We start from the raw sequence: 16,360 nt of genomic DNA, 5'->3' as shown, positions 1-16,360 counted from the left end.
TGGGCTGCATGCATATTTCTGATCCCCGTGACCCTCGTCTGGATGATATTCGCAACCTCAACAAATCCGATAAATCCGGCGAGGGTTTGGTCATTGCAGAAGGCCCTTTGGTGGTCGCCCGCCTGATGGCATCGCGGTTCCCCATGCGCTGCCTGGTGGGCTTTTCTCAGAAGTTGGAAGCCTTCTTTGCTGAGTACGGCGAGCCGGAGTGCCCTGTCTACGAGGTTTCGCGCGAGACCCTCGCCGAGGTCGCCGGGTTTGATATGCACCGCGGGCTGGTAGCCGCCGCGGACCGCGCCCCAGAACCGGAGTTGGGCGAGATTCTTAAGCACAGCCGCACCATCGCCGTACTGGAAGGCGTGGGGGATCATGAAAATATCGGCGCTATTTTCCGCCACGCGGCGGGTATGAATGTGGATGCTGTGCTGCTGGGCTCAGGTGCTGCGGATCCGCTCTATCGTCGCTCGGTGCGTGTATCCATGGGCCATGTGCTGCGCTTGCCCTTCGCCCACTTGGAGGGCGGTTTCACCACGTGGCAGCGTTCCTTGCAGGCGCTTGTCGATGCCTCCTTTACCCTTATTTCCTTAACCCCCAACCCGCAGGCGGTCCACCTGGCAGAGGCCATGCACGGACAGGATAAGGTGGCCATGCTGGTCGGCGCGGAGGGCCCCGGGCTTACTGAGCACGCGATGAAAGCCACCGATATCCGCGCGCGGATACCGATGGCTCCAGGTACCGATTCCCTCAATGTTGCGACCGCGGCTGCTATTTCCTTTTATGAGCGCCAGCGTTCCTTAAGCGATTTGAAAGTTTGACGTCCCCAATTGCCTATTAGTGAGCTGAGGTGCTTGGCGGCAGAAAGGATCTCGTCGCCGGTGGAACCCGGCTCGGCATCATGATCCTCGTAGTCGTCATAATCGTTCAGGCCCAGCTTATTCGCTGACTGGGCGGCGAGTTCGCTGACAGGCTGCTGTGGCTTCGGGGGATCGATTTTGGGTTCTGGGCGACCGTCGATGGCGTAGCCCACGACGTCTAGATCCGGGCCCTCGCGCCCTACGGTGATGCCCAACCAGTGTTCTTGGGCGGCTTCCATGATGCTGTGGGGCCGAAACGGCAGGGAAATGCCGCCCAAGGATTCGTCCTTTTCGCCGGCCCAGAACGGTGCCTCAAAAGGCTCAGGCAGGCCGGTGTCCTCGTAGAGGCGGTCGCGGGTTGCGCACAGGCAGCGCTTGAGCTCACCGCCTTCCCACAGCGCGAAGCCCGCGTAGTCCTTGTCTGCGGTGCTGACGAGGCCGATAACCCGCTGGGCGGGGACTGCGCGTAGCAGGTCTTTTGGCAGCTGGGACAGGAGGACGGAACCGCCCTCGCAGACCGTTTGCACCACGGTAATCCCCGGGTAGCCGCCGATGTAGTATTCATTCGGATCCGTCTGCGCGGACCGATTGAGGGGGAATTGCCCAATCGGGGTGACCGGGAATTTTGGGTTGAGCTGGGCTAGGAACTTGCGGCCGAACCCGCGGTCCGCCTTGGGTTCGGTTTTGAGAACTTCTTCAGCGCCGGGGCGGGAGACATACCACAGCGTGAGAATGGCATGAGAAATGTCCACTGTTTAGTCCTTTGGGCGTTTGGTGCTGGATCGAACGCCCAAGAGAACGTCCTCCCAGTGTGGGGTCACGGCCTTGCGGCGGCGCTTCAATGGCTTCGGTGCGGCGGAAGGATTTTGCAGGAACTCCTCTTCCTCCGTCTCTTCGCTGGAACCGGAAATATCGGTGACGTTGGCGGGCTGATCGCCGTCAATGGCCTCGTCATAGCGGCCGCTGCCCAAAGAGGTCAGTGAGCGTACCGGCTGTACGAAGTCTGGGTCCGTTAGATCAGCCGCGACCGAGTTACGGGCTTCGACCGTAGCGGGGGAGGACATGGACTGTTTGAAAGTCCATTCCGCCTCGTTTTTAGAAAGGCCCGCTTTCCAGGTCACGCGCACCACCCACGGTTCGCCCTGGTGGCGGTAGGCGTCCCACGTGGATTCCGAGAGGGAGTGGCCCCGGGCGGCAAAGGAACTTGCCAGTATTTCCCAGAGGGTGAGCTTGGCCGGGCCGTCTTCGCGCACCGGGTGGGCCTGCTTGGCTAGCTCAGAAATGCGATTGCGCTCCAGCATCACCGGGTAGGCAAAGGGCTCAATGCGCGAGTCATCCACGCACATTTCTTCCGCGAGCTCTGCCGTGGAGGCACCGGCGCGGATGCGGTGTTGAATCTCGGCCGGGCGGATCTGTTTTTCTTCCCTTTCGCGCGAGGTTTTCGGCATTGGCGCTAGCTTCGGTTCCGACTGGTTAGCGGCGGGCGTGAGGGCGGAACGCAGCCCATCGGTAATGGGAAGGGAAAATTCTTCGCCTTCTTCGGTGCGTAGCACCAACGAGTCTTCGCTCGATTTGCTGTCAACGAGAAACAGCTCGCGCATAGTGTGGCGCTCCTTTGCCTATCGACGGAAGGACGGGTTTGTGATGCAGTCAACTATAACGCGAAAAGCCCCCGCGCCATGCGAGGCGCCGGGGCATGTTGGTGACTTAGTTGGCATCTAATACATAGTCGATGCAGTGCGTGAGCTTGGCGATGTCCCCGGGCTCAATAGCCGGGAACATGCCCACGCGCAGCTGGTTGCGGCCCAGCTTGCGGTAGGGCTCGACATCAAGGATGCCGTTGGCGCGCAGGGTGGCGGCAAGTTGTGCGGCATCGACGGATGCGTCGAAATCGATGGTGCCCACGACCAGCGAGCGCGCTGCTGGGTCGCTGACGAATGGGGTGGCCTCCGGCCGGGATTCGGCCCAGTTGTACAGCGTGGAGGATGACTCGGTGGTGCGCTTAACCATGCCGTCGAGCCCACCATTGTCATTCATCCACTTGATCTGGTTATCCAGCATGAGCAGGGTGACAATCGCCGGGGTGTTATAGGTTTGGTTCTTGCGGGAGTTATTCACCGCGGTCTGTAGGTTCAAAAACTCCGGAATGAAGCGATCGGAGTGGTTAATTTTTTCGATGCGCTCCAAGGCAGCCGGGGACATTGCGGCGAGCCAAAGGCCGCCGTCGGAAGCAAAACACTTCTGCGGTGAGAAGTAGTAAACATCCGTTTCCGCGATATTGACGGGAAGACCACCGGCGCCAGAGGTAGCATCAACAACCACGAGCTGCTGATCATTTAGTGGGTGGGGGCGAACGACCTGCGCCATCGCACCGGTCGAGGTTTCATTGTGGGCCCAGGCGGCGACATCGGCATCGGCCGCAAGCTCGTGCGGGTTCGGCGCGGTGCCGGCGGGGGATTCGATCAGTGCAGGGGCCTTGAGCCACGGGGCCTTGGCAGCCGCCCTGGCAAACTTGGTGGAGAATTCACCAAAGCTAAGGTGAGCCGACTGGCTCTCGATGAGGCCGAAGGTAGCTGCGTCCCAGAAGGCTGTGGCGCCGCCCAAGGAAAGAATGATCTCGTATCCTTCTGGAAGAGAGAAGAGATTACTTAAGCCCTCGCGCACGGATCCGACGAGGTTTTTTACCGCTGGTTGGCGGTGTGAGGTGCCTACGATCGCGGGGTTAATGGCTTCGATTTGGGCGGGGCGCACCTTGGAGGGGCCGCAGCCAAAGCGGCCATCGTCAGGTAAAAGATGTGCTGGCAGGGTGATTTCTGGAGTACTCATGCCGCCAGTGTAGAGCAGTTCCGGTTGTGTGGCAGGTATTTTGATTCCCATAAACTTGTTGCCAGAATCACAAAGTTTGCTAGAGTGTGAGTAGGTTAAACGCTCACGCTGTAAGTTGGCGCCTTTTAAGAACTCTTTAATAGGGAAAGGAAAATTCGTGTCTACTGAAGAAAACAAGGTAGTACTCAAGCACGCTGGCAACGAGTACGAGATGGATATCAAGCAGTCTACTGAGGGTGATTCTGGCTTCGATATTTCTAATCTCCGCAAGGAAACCGGGCTAGTTACCTTCGACCCCGGCTACACCTCCACCGGCTCCACCGAGTCGAAGATTACCTTTATCAACGGTGAAGAAGGCATCCTTCGTTACCGTGGGTACGATATTGCTGAATTGGCAAACAAGGCCACTTTCAATGAGGTTTCCTACCTACTGATTAAGGGCCACCTGCCGGATGAGCAGGAACTGGCAGAGTTCAATAAATCCATCCGCCATCACACACTCTTGGATGAGGACTTCAAGGCGCAGTTCAACATCTTCCCGCGTGATGCGCACCCGATGGCCGTGCTTGCTTCCTCTGTGAACATTCTCTCCAGCTACTACCAGGACCAGCTGGATCCACTGGACGAGAAGCAGCTGGACAAGGCCACCGTCCGCCTGCTGGCTAAGGTGCCGATGCTGGCCGCTTACGCGTACCGCGCATCCCGGGGCAAGCCTTATATGTACCCGGATAACAACCTGAACGCCCGCGAAAACTTCCTGCGAATGATGTTCGGTTACCCCACCGAAGAGTACGAGGTTGACCCGGTTGTCTCGAAGGCACTGGACAAGCTGCTTATCCTGCACGCTGACCACGAGCAGAACTGCTCTACCTCCACTGTCCGCATGATTGGTTCCGCACAGGCCAACATGTTTGTTGCTATCGCCGGCGGTATCAACGCCCTGTCCGGCCCGCTGCACGGTGGCGCTAACCAGGCCGTGCTGGAGATGTTAGAGGATATTGAGAAGAACAACGGCGGCGACGCTACCGACTTCATGAACCGTGTGAAGAATAAGGAAAAGGGCGTCCGCCTGATGGGCTTTGGCCACCGCGTGTACAAGAACTATGACCCACGCGCTGCGATTGTCAAGGACACCGCACACGAGATCATCGATCACCTGGGTGGCGACTCGATGCTGGATCTGGCCATGAAACTGGAAGAGATTGCGTTGAGTGATGACTACTTCGTCTCCCGCAAGCTCTACCCCAACGTGGACTTCTACACCGGCCTGATCTACCGCGCCATGGGCTTCCCAACGGACTTCTTCACCGTACTCTTCGCCATCGGCCGCCTGCCGGGCTGGATCGCTCAGTATCGCGAGCAGCTGGAGATGAACACAAAGATTAACCGTCCGCGCCAGATTTACACTGGTGAAACCCTGCGCAAGGTTACCCCCCGCAGCGAGCGCTAAGAGGCGCTTTGGTCGCCCCCAATTCAGCCGAATCGGGCTTGAGCACTATAATTGGTGCAGCTCGGTTCGGTTTTATTGCGACCGCACGAACAAACTAGATTTCCCAAGGAGAATCATCCCCATGGATAAACCTGTTATTGAAGCCCAGTCTGGCCCAGCGCCGACCGACCTCGTCATCGAGGATATTGTCGTCGGCGATGGCGCTGAAGCCCAGCCTGGTGGCGTAGTGGAGGTCCACTACGTTGGTGCCGAATATGAGACCAACCAAGAATTCGATTCCTCATGGGACCGTGGCCAGTCCATCGAGTTTCCGCTGAGCGGTCTCATTGCCGGCTGGCAAGAGGGTATCCCGGGGATGAAGGTCGGTGGTCGCCGTCAACTCATCATTCCGCCGGAAAAGGCCTACGGCCCCGCCGGCGGTGCGCACCCACTGTCTGGCCGCACCCTAGTTTTTATCATCGACCTCATTCGTGCCAATTAATTTGCACCAAAAACGGTGAATCGGCTCTCCTTAAGGGGGAGCCCTTTTCATTTGGTGGGAAAAGTAAGTGCCCGCTAGCGACCGCAAAAGAGACCAAACTGCGGCACAATGGGAACTATGACTGTGCCACAGATTTCCTTTAATGATGACCGTGAGATGCCCCAGCTCGGTCTGGGCACTTACAAGCTCAATGACGATGAATGCATTCGCGTAGTCCGCGAAGCCATTGACCTGGGCTACCGCCACTTTGATACGGCCACGCTGTACAAGAACGAAGAGGCCTTGGGTACTGCGCTGAACCAAGCCATTGACGCGGGTGATGTCTCCCGCGACGACCTGTTTATCACCTCCAAGGTCTGGCACTCCCATCACGGCGCGCAGAAGGCGGAACAGGCCTTCCAGGAATCCATGGCGAAGCTGCAGCTGGATTACTTGGACCTGTACCTCATCCACTGGCCATGGCCACAGGGTGGGCTGTACGTGGAAACCTTTGAATCCATTGCCCGCCTGCAGGGAATGGGGCAGATTGCTTCCATCGGCGTCGCTAATTTCTACGAGGAGGTCCTTGAGGACCTCATTGAGAAAACCGGCATTACCCCGGTGCTCAACCAGGTGGAGCTGCACCCTGGATTCACCCAGCCGGAGCTGCGCGAATTCCACCACAAGCACGGCATCGTGACAGAGGCCTGGTCGCCATTGGCGCGCGGTGTGGTGCTTAATAACCCGGAGATTCAAAAGATTGCGGCCGCGCACGAGGCCACCGAAGGCCAGGTGGTGCTGGCGTACCTGATGACCAAGGGCATTTCCGTTATTCCGAAGTCCGCTCGCAGCGAGCGGCTCAAGGAGAACCTCGCGGCCGCGGAGCTAGAGCTGGGCAAGGAAGAAATCGCAGCGATTGACTCCTTGGAAGGACAAAAAGGCTTCGGCCGCATGTTTAATGACCCCCGCGAATTCCCGGGCGCGGAGGGCTAAAGCACTCTCGGGCAAAGAAGCCACCGGCGACGTCGTCGTCGGTGGCTTTTGCTTTGTGATCCCGTTAGTTGGGGGAGTACATGCTGGTCAAAGCTCTAACCGAGTTGATAAGTCATTTCTTTCGCGCCACCTTTACTCATTAGTTAATGTCTAGTTAACAAAATTTGCGAGCGGGTTACAGCTGGGGTGAAGGGGGTGATTTGTAAAGGGTGTCAGCCCAGTTCAATGGGGTTTATTTGGCGAAGAGGGGGGAGTTTTGTGGGGTGTAGTGGCGATATTTACTGGTTTGCAAAAATTGTTGTGTATCTTACGTTGTAACGCAGGTAGTGATTAACAACACAACTCGCCGCGTTTGTACAGAACCTCTCTCACCCAAGGAGACAAACCTTCTATGAGTGATACCACTGCTCCCGTCGAGCGCCGTGAGCTTACGGCAGCCGCCTATATAGAAATGCGCGATAGCAAAGAGTTTGGCGAGCTGCGCAGTGCTTATCGTAGTTTCACATTTCCCATGACCGTCGCGTTTTTCGCGTGGTACATCGTCTATGTGCTCACCGCCGTGTTTGCGCCTGGTTTTATGGCCATTGAGCTCGGCGATGGTGGCTGGAACGTTGGTCTCGTCTTCGGTCTGGCCCAGTTCCTTACCACGTTCGTCATTACCTGGATTTACGTGAAGTATGCCAATAAGAATATTCAGCCTAAATCGGTTGCTATTCGTGAGAAGTTGGAGGCCAAGTAAATGACTACCACTTACCTTGCACAAGAAACTTCTGCCGGTAACCCGATTCTGAATATCGTAGTCTTCGGCATGTTCCTCGTGGTTACCATGGCCGTAGTGTTGCGCGCCGGCAAGACCACGAAGAAGGCGTCTGACTTCTATACCGGTGGTGGCTCGTTCTCCGGCCGCCAGAATGGCTTGGCTATTTCCGGTGATTACCTCTCTGCGGCGTCCTTTTTAGGTATCGTCGGCGCGGTGGCGCTCAACGGCTACGACGGATTCTTGTATTCCGTCGGCTTCTTTGTCGCCTGGCTCGTGGCCCTGATGCTGGTGGCCGAGCCGATGCGTAACGTGGGCCGCTTTACTATGGCGGACGTTTTGTCCTTCCGCTTAAAGCAAAAGCCGGTGCGCGTGGCCGCATCTATCGCTACCCTTTTTGTGACGCTGTTCTACCTCATTGCCCAGATGGCCGGCGCCGGCTCGCTGGTATCCGTGCTGCTAGATATCCATGACTTCAAGTGGCAGGCAGTCGTCGTTGGCGTCGTCGGCGTGTTGATGATCCTCTACGTCCTAGTCGGTGGCATGAAGGGCACGACCTACGTGCAGATGATTAAGGCCGTTCTGCTGGTGACCGGTGTGATCGTCATGTGCATCTTGGTCTTTATTTCCCTGCGCGGTGGCTTCAACAACATGTTCAGCACCGCGATTGATATGCATGCTTCGTCCGATTACCTCCATGAGAAAGGCTACGAGGCCAAGGAGATCATGGAGCCGGGCCTGAAGTATGGTGGCTCTACTGCCGCTAAGTTGGACTTCATCTCCTTAGCTATGTCTCTCGTGTTGGGCGTTGGTGGCCTGCCACACGTTCTGATGCGCTTCTACACCGTGCCCACCGCCATTGAGGCACGTCGGTCTGTGACCTGGGCCATCGTTATCATCGGTGCCTTCTACCTGATGACCCTGATTTTGGGCTATGGTGCGGCCGCGCTGGTTGGCCCGGACCGCATCCTGAACGCACCGGGTGGTGCGAACGCCGCGGCACCGCTGCTGGCACTGGAAATCGGTGGCTCCATCTTCATGGCCATCATTTCCGCCGTAGCCTTTGCTACCGTGCTAGCCGTCGTGGCGGGCCTGGCAATTACCGCCGCTGCATCCATCGCACACGATATTTACCACGCGGTTATCCGCAGCGGTGAATCCACCGAGGCAGAACAGGTGCGCGTCTCGCAGGCCACCGTAGTGGTGCTAGGCATTGTCTCCATCATCTTGGGTATCTTGGCGATGACCCAGAACGTCGCCTTCTTGGTCTCCCTGGCCTTCGCAGTGGCGGCATCGGCTAACCTGCCGACCATCCTGTACTCGCTGTACTGGCGTCGTTTCAACACTGCGGGTGCCGTGGCCTCCATGTACACCGGTGTGGCCTCCTGCTTGGTCCTCATCTTCTTCTCTCCAGCAGTATCCGGTACTGACAGCGCCATGTTCCCCAACGCGGACTGGGCTATTTTCCCGCTCACCTCGCCGGGTTTGGTTAGCATCCCACTATCCTTTTTCGTTGGCTGGCTTGTGTCCATCGTGACCAAGCCGGATAACTTGGATGAGTTGGCGGCAGAAATGGAAGTCCGGTCCCTGACCGGTGTGGGCGTCGAGGCCCCAGTCGAGCACTAATTGCTCCCAAAGTAGCAATTGGCGGTAATATGGTGCGACGTGTTTAACCCGTCCTCTCTCAGCGCGGCGGCATCAGTAAAGACTGGTGCCGCCCTTGCCGTGTGCATGCTTGCTTGCTCTACGGTTGCAGGGTGTAGCAATAGCGAGCGAGACAGCACCGCTCAAGCCACAAACACCACGATCACCGCGCACAGATCGACGAAGGTGCCTCCACGGATCAATGAATTCCTCAAGGGGGATGAGGACCATTCCATCAGCTATATTCGCCTGCACGATGGCATGTATATGGGCTCCGCAGCGGAACACGATCCCCGTCCGGCGCTTAGCCTCATCAAGCTCTATATCGCTGCCTACGTCATTGAACAGGGCGAGTACGAGGATAAATACGAGGCGCTTGGGATGATCGCTAGCTCTTCTGATAAAAGCGCTGAGGAGTTGTTCAAGAAGTACCCGGATTCTATAGATAAAATTGCCAAGGAATACGATCTGGAATCCACCAAGGCGGGCGAGAACTGGGGGTATTCGGAAACCTCTACCTATGATGTGGTCAGTTTTATCGCCCAGCTCATCAAGCGCGATGAAACCCACCCGGTGCTTGTGGCGATGGCGCACGCGGATCCGGTCTCAGAAGACGGTTACGACCAGAACTATGGCACCGCGAAGCTCTCTAATGTCGTGGGCAGTAAGTGGGGCTGGTCTAATGATAGGTCCATCAATTCCTCGGTGTCCTTTGGCAAGAATTTCGTCGCCGCAGCCTCTATTAATGGCTCTGCCGATGACCTGACGGACTATGTAAAGAGCGAAATCAACGGCGAGAACCTGGGCAAGGCCACTGAGCGGTTCCTCAAATACAAAGACGGCGAGGATGTCCCGCCCATCGAGAAGACCTCGCAAAAGCCGACGTCCAGCGAGGAAAAAACTAGTGAGAAGAAGGACAGCGAGAAGAAGGACAGCGAGAAAAAAGATATGAAGGAAGAAAAAGCCTCGGAGAAGTCCTCCGAGCCCAAGGGCAAGTAGCTCTACTCAACTGGCCTTGGCGATGTCCCGAGAGGCATCACCAATCTCGCGCATTGTCTCATGTCTGAATTAACCGGGTGCAGTGCTGACAGATGAGGTTATCCACGAGTGGCGCGCCCTATCGCCGTCCGGGGAGGGGGAGGCGAGGTCGCATTCTCATCCACGCGGTCGCTTTCTGCACGCACTTGGAAGGACTCCGCACCGGTACCGGTACACCGAATTATCTACGCGGCTTAGGTCAGGCTTGGGGCAACGAAATACTGCTTAGTGATCTCACTTGTTAGGACCACGTATTCAGTAACGCCGTGGTGAGCAAGCAGTAACGCCCGGGTGAGTATTGAGTAACACCCGGGCGTTGATTATGAGCAACTACTTTGCATGGGCCTCTAGGCGCATGCTCGGTCCTTGCAGTGTGATGATCTCAGCGCCAACGACAAGCCGATTCAGGATCGACTCGGCGATGACAGCATCCGGGATGGATTTGTACCACTCATCGGGCAGGAACTGGGAGGTCACGATCGTTGATCCCCGGTGTTGACGCTCAGCAAGAATATTAAGCAGCTGGTGTGCTGTGCCAGCATCAATCCGAGTTGTTAAGAAGTCGTCAAGAACGAGTACGTCTGCCAGGTGTAGGTCTTTAAGAAACTCCATGGGTGCTGTGTCATCATGGCGTAGCACCATCAGCTGGTTGGCTAGGGTGTCTGTGCGGAAGAATCGGGCGGAGTAGTCGGGCCCTGCCGCCGTTGTCTGACGGGCGTTTTGGACTGTGGTATGTGACTAACGCCAAATCGGACAGATTTGAGAGGCGGACCAGCCTTGTAAGGCAAGGTCCATCACGGCGCGGTAATTAGTCACGATCGGACTCCTCTGATTATGCCGCGAGCCCTCTTGTCACGCGGTCAGAAGAATCTTTTCCCCAGAGTGTCACTCGATACTCACCATCCCGTTACTGGACAGTCACCACGGTGTTACTAGATACCCCGCGCAACAGTAAACGCACAGTAAATTTTTCTGAGCCGCTGGGCGCGTGTTCTGGAGGATGGCTTGGCTCAGGACGCTCGCTCGAGTGGGCCGCCTCATCGCGAAACATAGCGGGAAACCATGTCGGGACAAACTCAAGGTAACCCCGCATGGGGGATTAATCTATAGGGCAATAGATATTTATATACCTGTCGGACTACCGTTATGAACCGTAATGAAAGAACCTTGCAAGGAGAAATAATGGATTCGGTAATCGCAGGCAATACGAGCTGGATGCTCATGAGCGCGGCTCTCGTGCTACTCATGACCCCAGCCTTGGCACTTTTTTACGGAGGAATGACAGAGCGCCGCGGCGTACTCAACATGATGCTGATGTCCTTCGGCTCACTAGCGGTGGTCAGCATCATTTATATCCTCTGGGGCTGGTCAATGAGCTACGGCATGGAGTCTTGGGGCGGTATTGTTGCCAATCCCTTCGAGTTCTTTGGGCTTAAGGATTCCGTCTTTGATGCCAATGGTGAGTACCGTCAAGGTGCGGAAGGCTACGCCAATGTCATCGATATCGCCTTCCAGCTCACCTTCGCTGTTATTTCCACCGCGATTATTACTGGTGCGCTGGCCGGCCGTGTGAAGTTCGGTACCTGGATGCTTTTCAGCGGCCTGTGGGCAACGTTTGTCTACTTCCCGCTGGCCCACATGGTCTGGGGAGGCGGCATCCTCGGCGAGGGCGAAAGCAGCGTCACCAGCTGGATCTTCGGCAGCAAAGATGGGGAGGCCCTTGTGGCCCCCATTGACTTTGCCGGTGGTACCGTCGTCCACATTTCCGCCGGTACGGCGGCACTGGTTCTGGCGATTGTCGTGGGCAAGCGCCAAGGCTTCCCGAAGAGCGTCCAGCGTCCCCATAACCTGCCCATGGTTATGCTCGGTGCCGGCCTGCTATGGTTCGGGTGGTTCGGCTTCAACGGCGGTTCCGCCTTCGCTGCCGATGGCCTCGCCGGGCTGGCCTGGGTCAACACTACTGCCGCAACGGCTGCCGCAATCCTGGGCTGGTTACTGGTAGAAAAGCTGCGCGATAATTACTGCACCTCCTTGGGTGCAGCCTCCGGTGTGGTCGCAGGACTTGTCACCATTACCCCGGCGGCAGGTGACCTGAACCCGGTGACCTCGCTGATTATTGGTCTTTTCGGCGGCATGCTGGCTTGTTTGGGCGTGGGACTGAAGTTCCGCTTTGGCTTCGATGACTCCCTCGATGTTGTGGGCGTCCACCTGGTCGCCGGCCTGTGGGGCACCGTGGCCGTAGCCTTCTTTGCCAATGATCGCGGCATTTTTACCGGCGGCGGCGCCGAAGGCTGGAAGCTGCTCATCGTACAGATTCTCATCGCCGCTATCGCCGTAGCTTTCGCCGCAGTCATTACCGCTATTATTGCGGTGATTTTGAAGGCGACCATCGGCTGGCGCGTGAGTGACCAAATTGAAACCGATGGCATTGACTTTGGCGGTCACCGTGAGACCGGTTATGACATTGGTGGGCGGGCCATGCGCGGGACCACCAGCCGCAACTAAAACGTCCAGCGATACCTAGGAGCAACAATGAAACTCGTAACAGCCGTGGTCAAGCCCTTTACGCTTGGCGATATCCAGCAAGCACTACATAAGCTCGGCTCACCCGGCATGACGGTGACCGAAATTGAAGGCTTTGGCCAGCAACGCGGCAACAAAGAAATCTACCGCGGCGCGCAATTCGCCACCTCCTTTGTCCCCAAAGTCAAAATCGAACTCATCGTGGCAGACAACGACGCCGAAGCGATTGTCGATGCCATCGTGGACGCCGCCTGCACCGGCGAAATCGGTGACGGCAAGATCTGGATAGCCCCCGTCGAGGACGTCATCCGCGTCCGCACCGGCGAGCGCGGGGAGAAGGCTATTTAAGCCTCCAACGCACCAACGCCCCAGGCCTCCACAGAAGAGTGGAGGGCTGGGAATTTATGCTGCGGTATGCCAACCTCTGATTCTAGTTGCCGGGTCGATGAGATTCAGTGGTGGCTTGGGGGTTTCATGCACGGCTTTAGCGCGGGAACGTATGCCCGTGCAGTAGAGCTTGACCCAAGAATGCAGCGAGGCACGGTTGATACTGGGCTCTGTCGATGTTGAATTCAGTGAGAGATCTCATAGTTCTCATAGAGGGCCACGGCCTCGCGTGTGAACTGTTCTCAGTACCTGGACATGGTGGTAGGTTACCAATCTTGCCAACTCGACTGGGTTGGATATCAGGTGTCCACCAAATGGGGGTCGGGCACATTTTCATTCAAACGTGGTTACAGGCATATTTTCTGGGATAGTTGTTGCAGTTGCGCTTTGGTTCTTTAGTTCTTCGCGGAAGCCGAGTTTAGAGCTCTTTTATGTCGGCCCACTACGGGCCGTAATCAGAAATAATCGATTCCGAGCAGTACTACTAGCAGGAGCCTGGGAAATTGAAAATGGAGAAGTTTTCTTCCGTCTAGATGGATTTAGAGATGGAACCGGAAATTTCTATATTCCGCGGTATGGAGAAATAACCGTAGGAATTTCCCACTTTGGGCCAGGGCAAACTGCAAACGTCGCGTATAAGCATGTGAAGAATACACAGAAATAAGTAAGCGGATATCCCTAGAAGAAGAAAATGAGACCGACGTTTCGCAAATAGTAGTCTACCCAGAACAATTTCCAGACTGGAGACTTGCCAAGTTAAGTTTTCAAATCAGCAATTCTATGGAGGGTCTTTTGCATGTAAAGTTACTTTTAATTATCAACACGGCAATCAACTTAGAATGTCAGTGGGCTCATTAATCAAGGAGATAAAATTAATGACTTTGGGTAAAGTGAGTGGCGAACTTTTGAGAGGAGACACCACTACACGGGACTTGATCCAGGTCCATAGCCTGAGCTTGCACATGCTTTCTTGATGGCGGCGATGGTAGCCTGAGACCCATGAGAAAGTTGTGGAAGCATTTCCGGCCATTCTGCGTCTCCGCCTTGATAGCCATTGTGCTCGGGCTTCTGTTTAATGACTATCACTGGACACTTGCTTTAGTGGTCACAATTTTGCTCATAGGTGTCGTCCTATCGATGGCGGATTATGCTTCCGAACGGCGTCGGAAGAATGGGGATAAATGATGAATCGGAAATTGTAGTTGTCGTTGGCTACCGGATTCCCCGGCATGGTTTTGCTCATCACAGCGCCGATTTTATTGAACGTGGGAATTGATGCTGCCGATGCTGGGCAGCAATCAGGTAATGCTGTAGTCCTATTGCTTTCAGCGACTATCGGAACCGTGCTAGTGTTCCTCGCGCTGGCCCGTTCCGGTCCTGTATTTGAAAGGAAAAGGTAAAAGCCGAGCGCCAGAAGCGCTAGTTTTCTGAGGCACACTGCTTGCAGGATTGAAGAGGACATGAGGATACGCGTGTTGAATCAACCTACTGGTCGATTCAAGGTTCAACCGCCTCTGCGATTCCAATCCGGACAAGTCGGGGTAAGATATGTATTTAGAGAAATTGGTCCCCTCGGCTATCCAGTCACAGCGGTGACTGGGAAGGAGTAATGACATGAAGGCTTTGTACAGGGCAGCGATTTTCTACCTCGTCTTGGGCTTGGTCGCCGGCTTGTTTTATCGGGAGTTTACGAAGCTACAAGATTTCCCCGAAGGGGAATATACGCAGCTAGGTGTGGCCCACACCCACTTGCTGGCATTGGGCTTTATGCTATTTCTCATCTTTTTGGCGCTGGAAAAGGTCTTTGCACTGTCGCGGCACCGCCAGCTATTCTACTCGTTCTTTTGGCTGTACAACGTGGGCGTGGTGCTCACCGTCGGCATGCAAATTTCACACGGCATATTGACGGTGCTGGGCAAGGAATCCAATGAGATGATTTCTGGCATTGCAGGTTTGGGCCACATCTTTATCACGGTGGGGCTGACGGTCTTTCTCCTGAATTTGGGCCGGGCCGTCAAGGAGCCAGATGACGGCAGCGCCAAAGCTTCGGTAAACGCCTAACTATGAGCGAGCACAGCGCACAAGAAAACGTCACGGCGCTTACTCGTTGCGATTGTATAAGCCTGGCGGTCCTTTCCGTCGGACTGAGCTTCGTTGCCCTTGATAGCACCGTCGTCGGCGTGGCATTGCCGTCGATTATCACTGATCTACAGCTCACTCTGACTCAGGAGCAGTGAGTCAACAGCCTCTGTGCTGTGCTATTAGCTGTGCTGCTGCTGTCGACCGGCAAGATTGCTGATACCTGGGGCCGCAAACGTGCCTTCCTTGCCGGCCTGACAATATTTGTGGCAGGCAGCGTATTGGCGGGATTTTCTACCACTGCAGCCACGTTGATCTCCGCGCGCGGCGTGCAGGCTATTGGTGTCGCGTTCATCATGCCGTCCCCGCTTTCCACGGTTAATGCCGTATTCCGCGGCAAGTACCGCGCAGCAGCTTTTGGCGAGTGGTTTGCGGTAGTTTCCGGCGCGGCAGTGGTCGGACCGCTTGCCGCCGGCGCGCTGACGGAATGGGTGTCCTGGCACTGGATCTTCCTGGTGAACATGCCGGTTGGCATCATCGTTGCTATTGGTGCGGTTCTTACCGTGCGTGAAACCTGCAGCCCAGACAAACTGCCCGGCGTGTACCTCGATGGTGCACAATTGAGGCTATCGCCTTTGCCGCCTTGGTCTTTGCGATTATTGAGGGCCCGACCTGGGCCGGTGGAAGCCGCAATCTTCATTTAGCATCTTCGGCTGGACGTGGTCAGAAAATGCGGCCATTTCACCGGTTCCGGTGGCGCTAGCGATTTCGGCCGTGGGTTACAGGCTGTTGACCCGGTGGGTAGAGCACCGTGAACGGTGTTACCGCTTGGCGTTATTGAAGCTTGAGTTGTCTGCTTTTTCCACGTGTTTGTGGGAAAAATTCGCTACGGGTACGGCAACCCGCCACGTCGCAGCCCGGTTCGGGGCGCCCGGCACCGTGCTCATTGAGCTCGGCTTGGAAGTTGTCGGTGTCCTTAACCTAGTGCTGCTTATTCGGCTGGATACGAATGGCTGGATTATCGCCGTACCGCTGACCCTGTACGGTCTGGGCCTTGGGTTTGCCTCGGTGCAGCTGATCGGCACGGTGCTATAGGGGCTTTGGGATTATTCCCGTCGATGACTACGGGTAAGGCTCCGCAGCGCAGAGCACCGAGTGCTAGGTTCATTCCTTGCTGTGGACGGCGGTGCCTGGTGCGGTCTTGTTCGCTGCGCTAACTCTCACGCTGCCTTACGCGCTTAAGGACGCCGCAATCACCGGTCTTGTTGCCAACGGCATTGTCAAAGCAACCCGTCAATCTTTAGGTTTAACCATCGTGCGGCTGCGTGAACAGGGTCGTAAAGGCCCGT

General features: G+C 56.2%; 16 protein-coding genes and 1 pseudogene. 13 read left to right on the top strand and 4 right to left on the bottom strand.

Going from position 1 to position 16,360, the window contains the following annotated elements; all coding sequences use genetic code 11:
• Window positions 1-8 precede the first annotated feature (8 nt).
• A complete protein-coding gene (locus D9V82_RS06660; RefSeq protein WP_121911638.1) occupies window positions 9-815 on the top strand; it encodes a TrmH family RNA methyltransferase in 807 nt (268 codons plus the stop codon).
• Here D9V82_RS06660 and D9V82_RS06655 read toward each other — a convergent pair.
• The 3 genes from D9V82_RS06655 to serC form a co-directional block, all read right to left on the bottom strand.
• Entirely contained in the window at window positions 776-1,606 is an 831-nt protein-coding gene (locus D9V82_RS06655) for a DUF6928 family protein (RefSeq protein ID WP_121911637.1), read from the bottom strand. The two genes, D9V82_RS06660 and D9V82_RS06655, sit on opposite strands and share 40 nt — an antisense overlap.
• Window positions 1,607-1,609: 3 nt before the next feature.
• Window positions 1,610-2,455 (bottom strand): septation protein SepH, encoded by an 846-nt coding sequence (gene sepH / locus D9V82_RS06650; RefSeq protein WP_121911636.1) that lies wholly within the window; start codon window positions 2,453-2,455, stop codon window positions 1,610-1,612.
• Window positions 2,456-2,561: 106 nt separating this feature from the next.
• The gene (gene serC / locus D9V82_RS06645; RefSeq protein WP_121911654.1) at window positions 2,562-3,680 is read right to left on the bottom strand and encodes a phosphoserine transaminase; all 1,119 of its coding nucleotides are present in this window, start codon (window positions 3,678-3,680) and stop codon (window positions 2,562-2,564) included.
• 157 nt (window positions 3,681-3,837) lie between these two features.
• Here serC and D9V82_RS06640 point away from each other — a divergent pair, with 157 nt between their 5' ends.
• The 6 genes from D9V82_RS06640 (at window position 3,838) to D9V82_RS06615 (ending at window position 9,983) form a co-directional block, all read left to right on the top strand.
• Entirely contained in the window at window positions 3,838-5,130 is a 1,293-nt protein-coding gene (locus D9V82_RS06640) for a citrate synthase (RefSeq protein WP_121911635.1), read from the top strand.
• A 121-nt stretch (window positions 5,131-5,251) separates the two neighbouring features.
• Window positions 5,252-5,611, top strand: coding sequence for an FKBP-type peptidyl-prolyl cis-trans isomerase (locus tag D9V82_RS06635; RefSeq protein WP_121911634.1), 360 nt, complete (start codon window positions 5,252-5,254; stop codon window positions 5,609-5,611).
• Between the two features lie 108 nt (window positions 5,612-5,719).
• Window positions 5,720-6,583, top strand: a complete 864-nt coding sequence (locus tag D9V82_RS06630) for an aldo/keto reductase (protein ID WP_121911633.1) — start codon at window positions 5,720-5,722, stop codon at window positions 6,581-6,583.
• Window positions 6,584-6,974: 391 nt separating this feature from the next.
• Complete coding sequence (locus D9V82_RS06625; RefSeq protein WP_121911632.1) at window positions 6,975-7,322, top strand: DUF485 domain-containing protein; 348 nt, start codon at window positions 6,975-6,977, stop codon at window positions 7,320-7,322.
• Window positions 7,323-8,966 carry a solute symporter family protein gene (locus tag D9V82_RS06620; RefSeq protein WP_121911631.1) on the top strand — a complete coding sequence of 548 codons (1,644 nt, stop codon included), beginning with the start codon at window positions 7,323-7,325 and terminating at the stop codon, window positions 8,964-8,966.
• A 39-nt stretch (window positions 8,967-9,005) separates the two neighbouring features.
• The gene (locus D9V82_RS06615; RefSeq protein ID WP_239088594.1) at window positions 9,006-9,983 is read left to right on the top strand and encodes a hypothetical protein; all 978 of its coding nucleotides are present in this window, start codon (window positions 9,006-9,008) and stop codon (window positions 9,981-9,983) included.
• Between the two features lie 369 nt (window positions 9,984-10,352).
• Here the strand turns inward: D9V82_RS06615 and D9V82_RS06610 are convergent.
• A pseudogene (locus D9V82_RS06610) lies at window positions 10,353-10,700 on the bottom strand (ATP-binding protein); the annotation flags it as partial.
• A gap of 504 nt (window positions 10,701-11,204) precedes the next feature.
• On the opposite strand from D9V82_RS06610, the gene D9V82_RS06605 reads away from it, so the two are divergent.
• The 6 genes from D9V82_RS06605 (at window position 11,205) to D9V82_RS12400 (ending at window position 16,106) form a co-directional block, all read left to right on the top strand.
• Window positions 11,205-12,527, top strand: a complete 1,323-nt coding sequence (locus D9V82_RS06605) for an ammonium transporter (protein WP_121911630.1) — start codon at window positions 11,205-11,207, stop codon at window positions 12,525-12,527.
• 27 nt (window positions 12,528-12,554) lie between these two features.
• The gene (locus tag D9V82_RS06600) at window positions 12,555-12,893 is read left to right on the top strand and encodes a P-II family nitrogen regulator (RefSeq protein ID WP_121911629.1); all 339 of its coding nucleotides are present in this window, start codon (window positions 12,555-12,557) and stop codon (window positions 12,891-12,893) included.
• Window positions 12,894-14,546: 1,653 nt separating this feature from the next.
• Entirely contained in the window at window positions 14,547-14,993 is a 447-nt protein-coding gene (locus D9V82_RS06590; RefSeq protein WP_121911627.1) for a DUF2871 domain-containing protein, read from the top strand.
• Between the two features lie 2 nt (window positions 14,994-14,995).
• On the top strand, window positions 14,996-15,169 hold the full coding sequence (locus tag D9V82_RS12410; protein ID WP_204084043.1) for a hypothetical protein: 174 nt from the start codon (window positions 14,996-14,998) through the stop codon (window positions 15,167-15,169).
• Between the two features lie 18 nt (window positions 15,170-15,187).
• A complete protein-coding gene (locus D9V82_RS12405; RefSeq protein WP_121953182.1) occupies window positions 15,188-15,715 on the top strand; it encodes an MFS transporter in 528 nt (175 codons plus the stop codon).
• A gap of 124 nt (window positions 15,716-15,839) precedes the next feature.
• On the top strand, window positions 15,840-16,106 hold the full coding sequence (locus D9V82_RS12400; protein WP_200437111.1) for a hypothetical protein: 267 nt from the start codon (window positions 15,840-15,842) through the stop codon (window positions 16,104-16,106).
• Window positions 16,107-16,360 lie beyond the last annotated feature (254 nt).

Source organism: Corynebacterium macginleyi (assembly GCF_003688935.1).
GTDB classification, from domain to species: Bacteria; Actinomycetota; Actinomycetes; order Mycobacteriales; family Mycobacteriaceae; genus Corynebacterium; species Corynebacterium macginleyi.
This window is presented reverse-complemented; position numbering and strand designations above follow the sequence as displayed.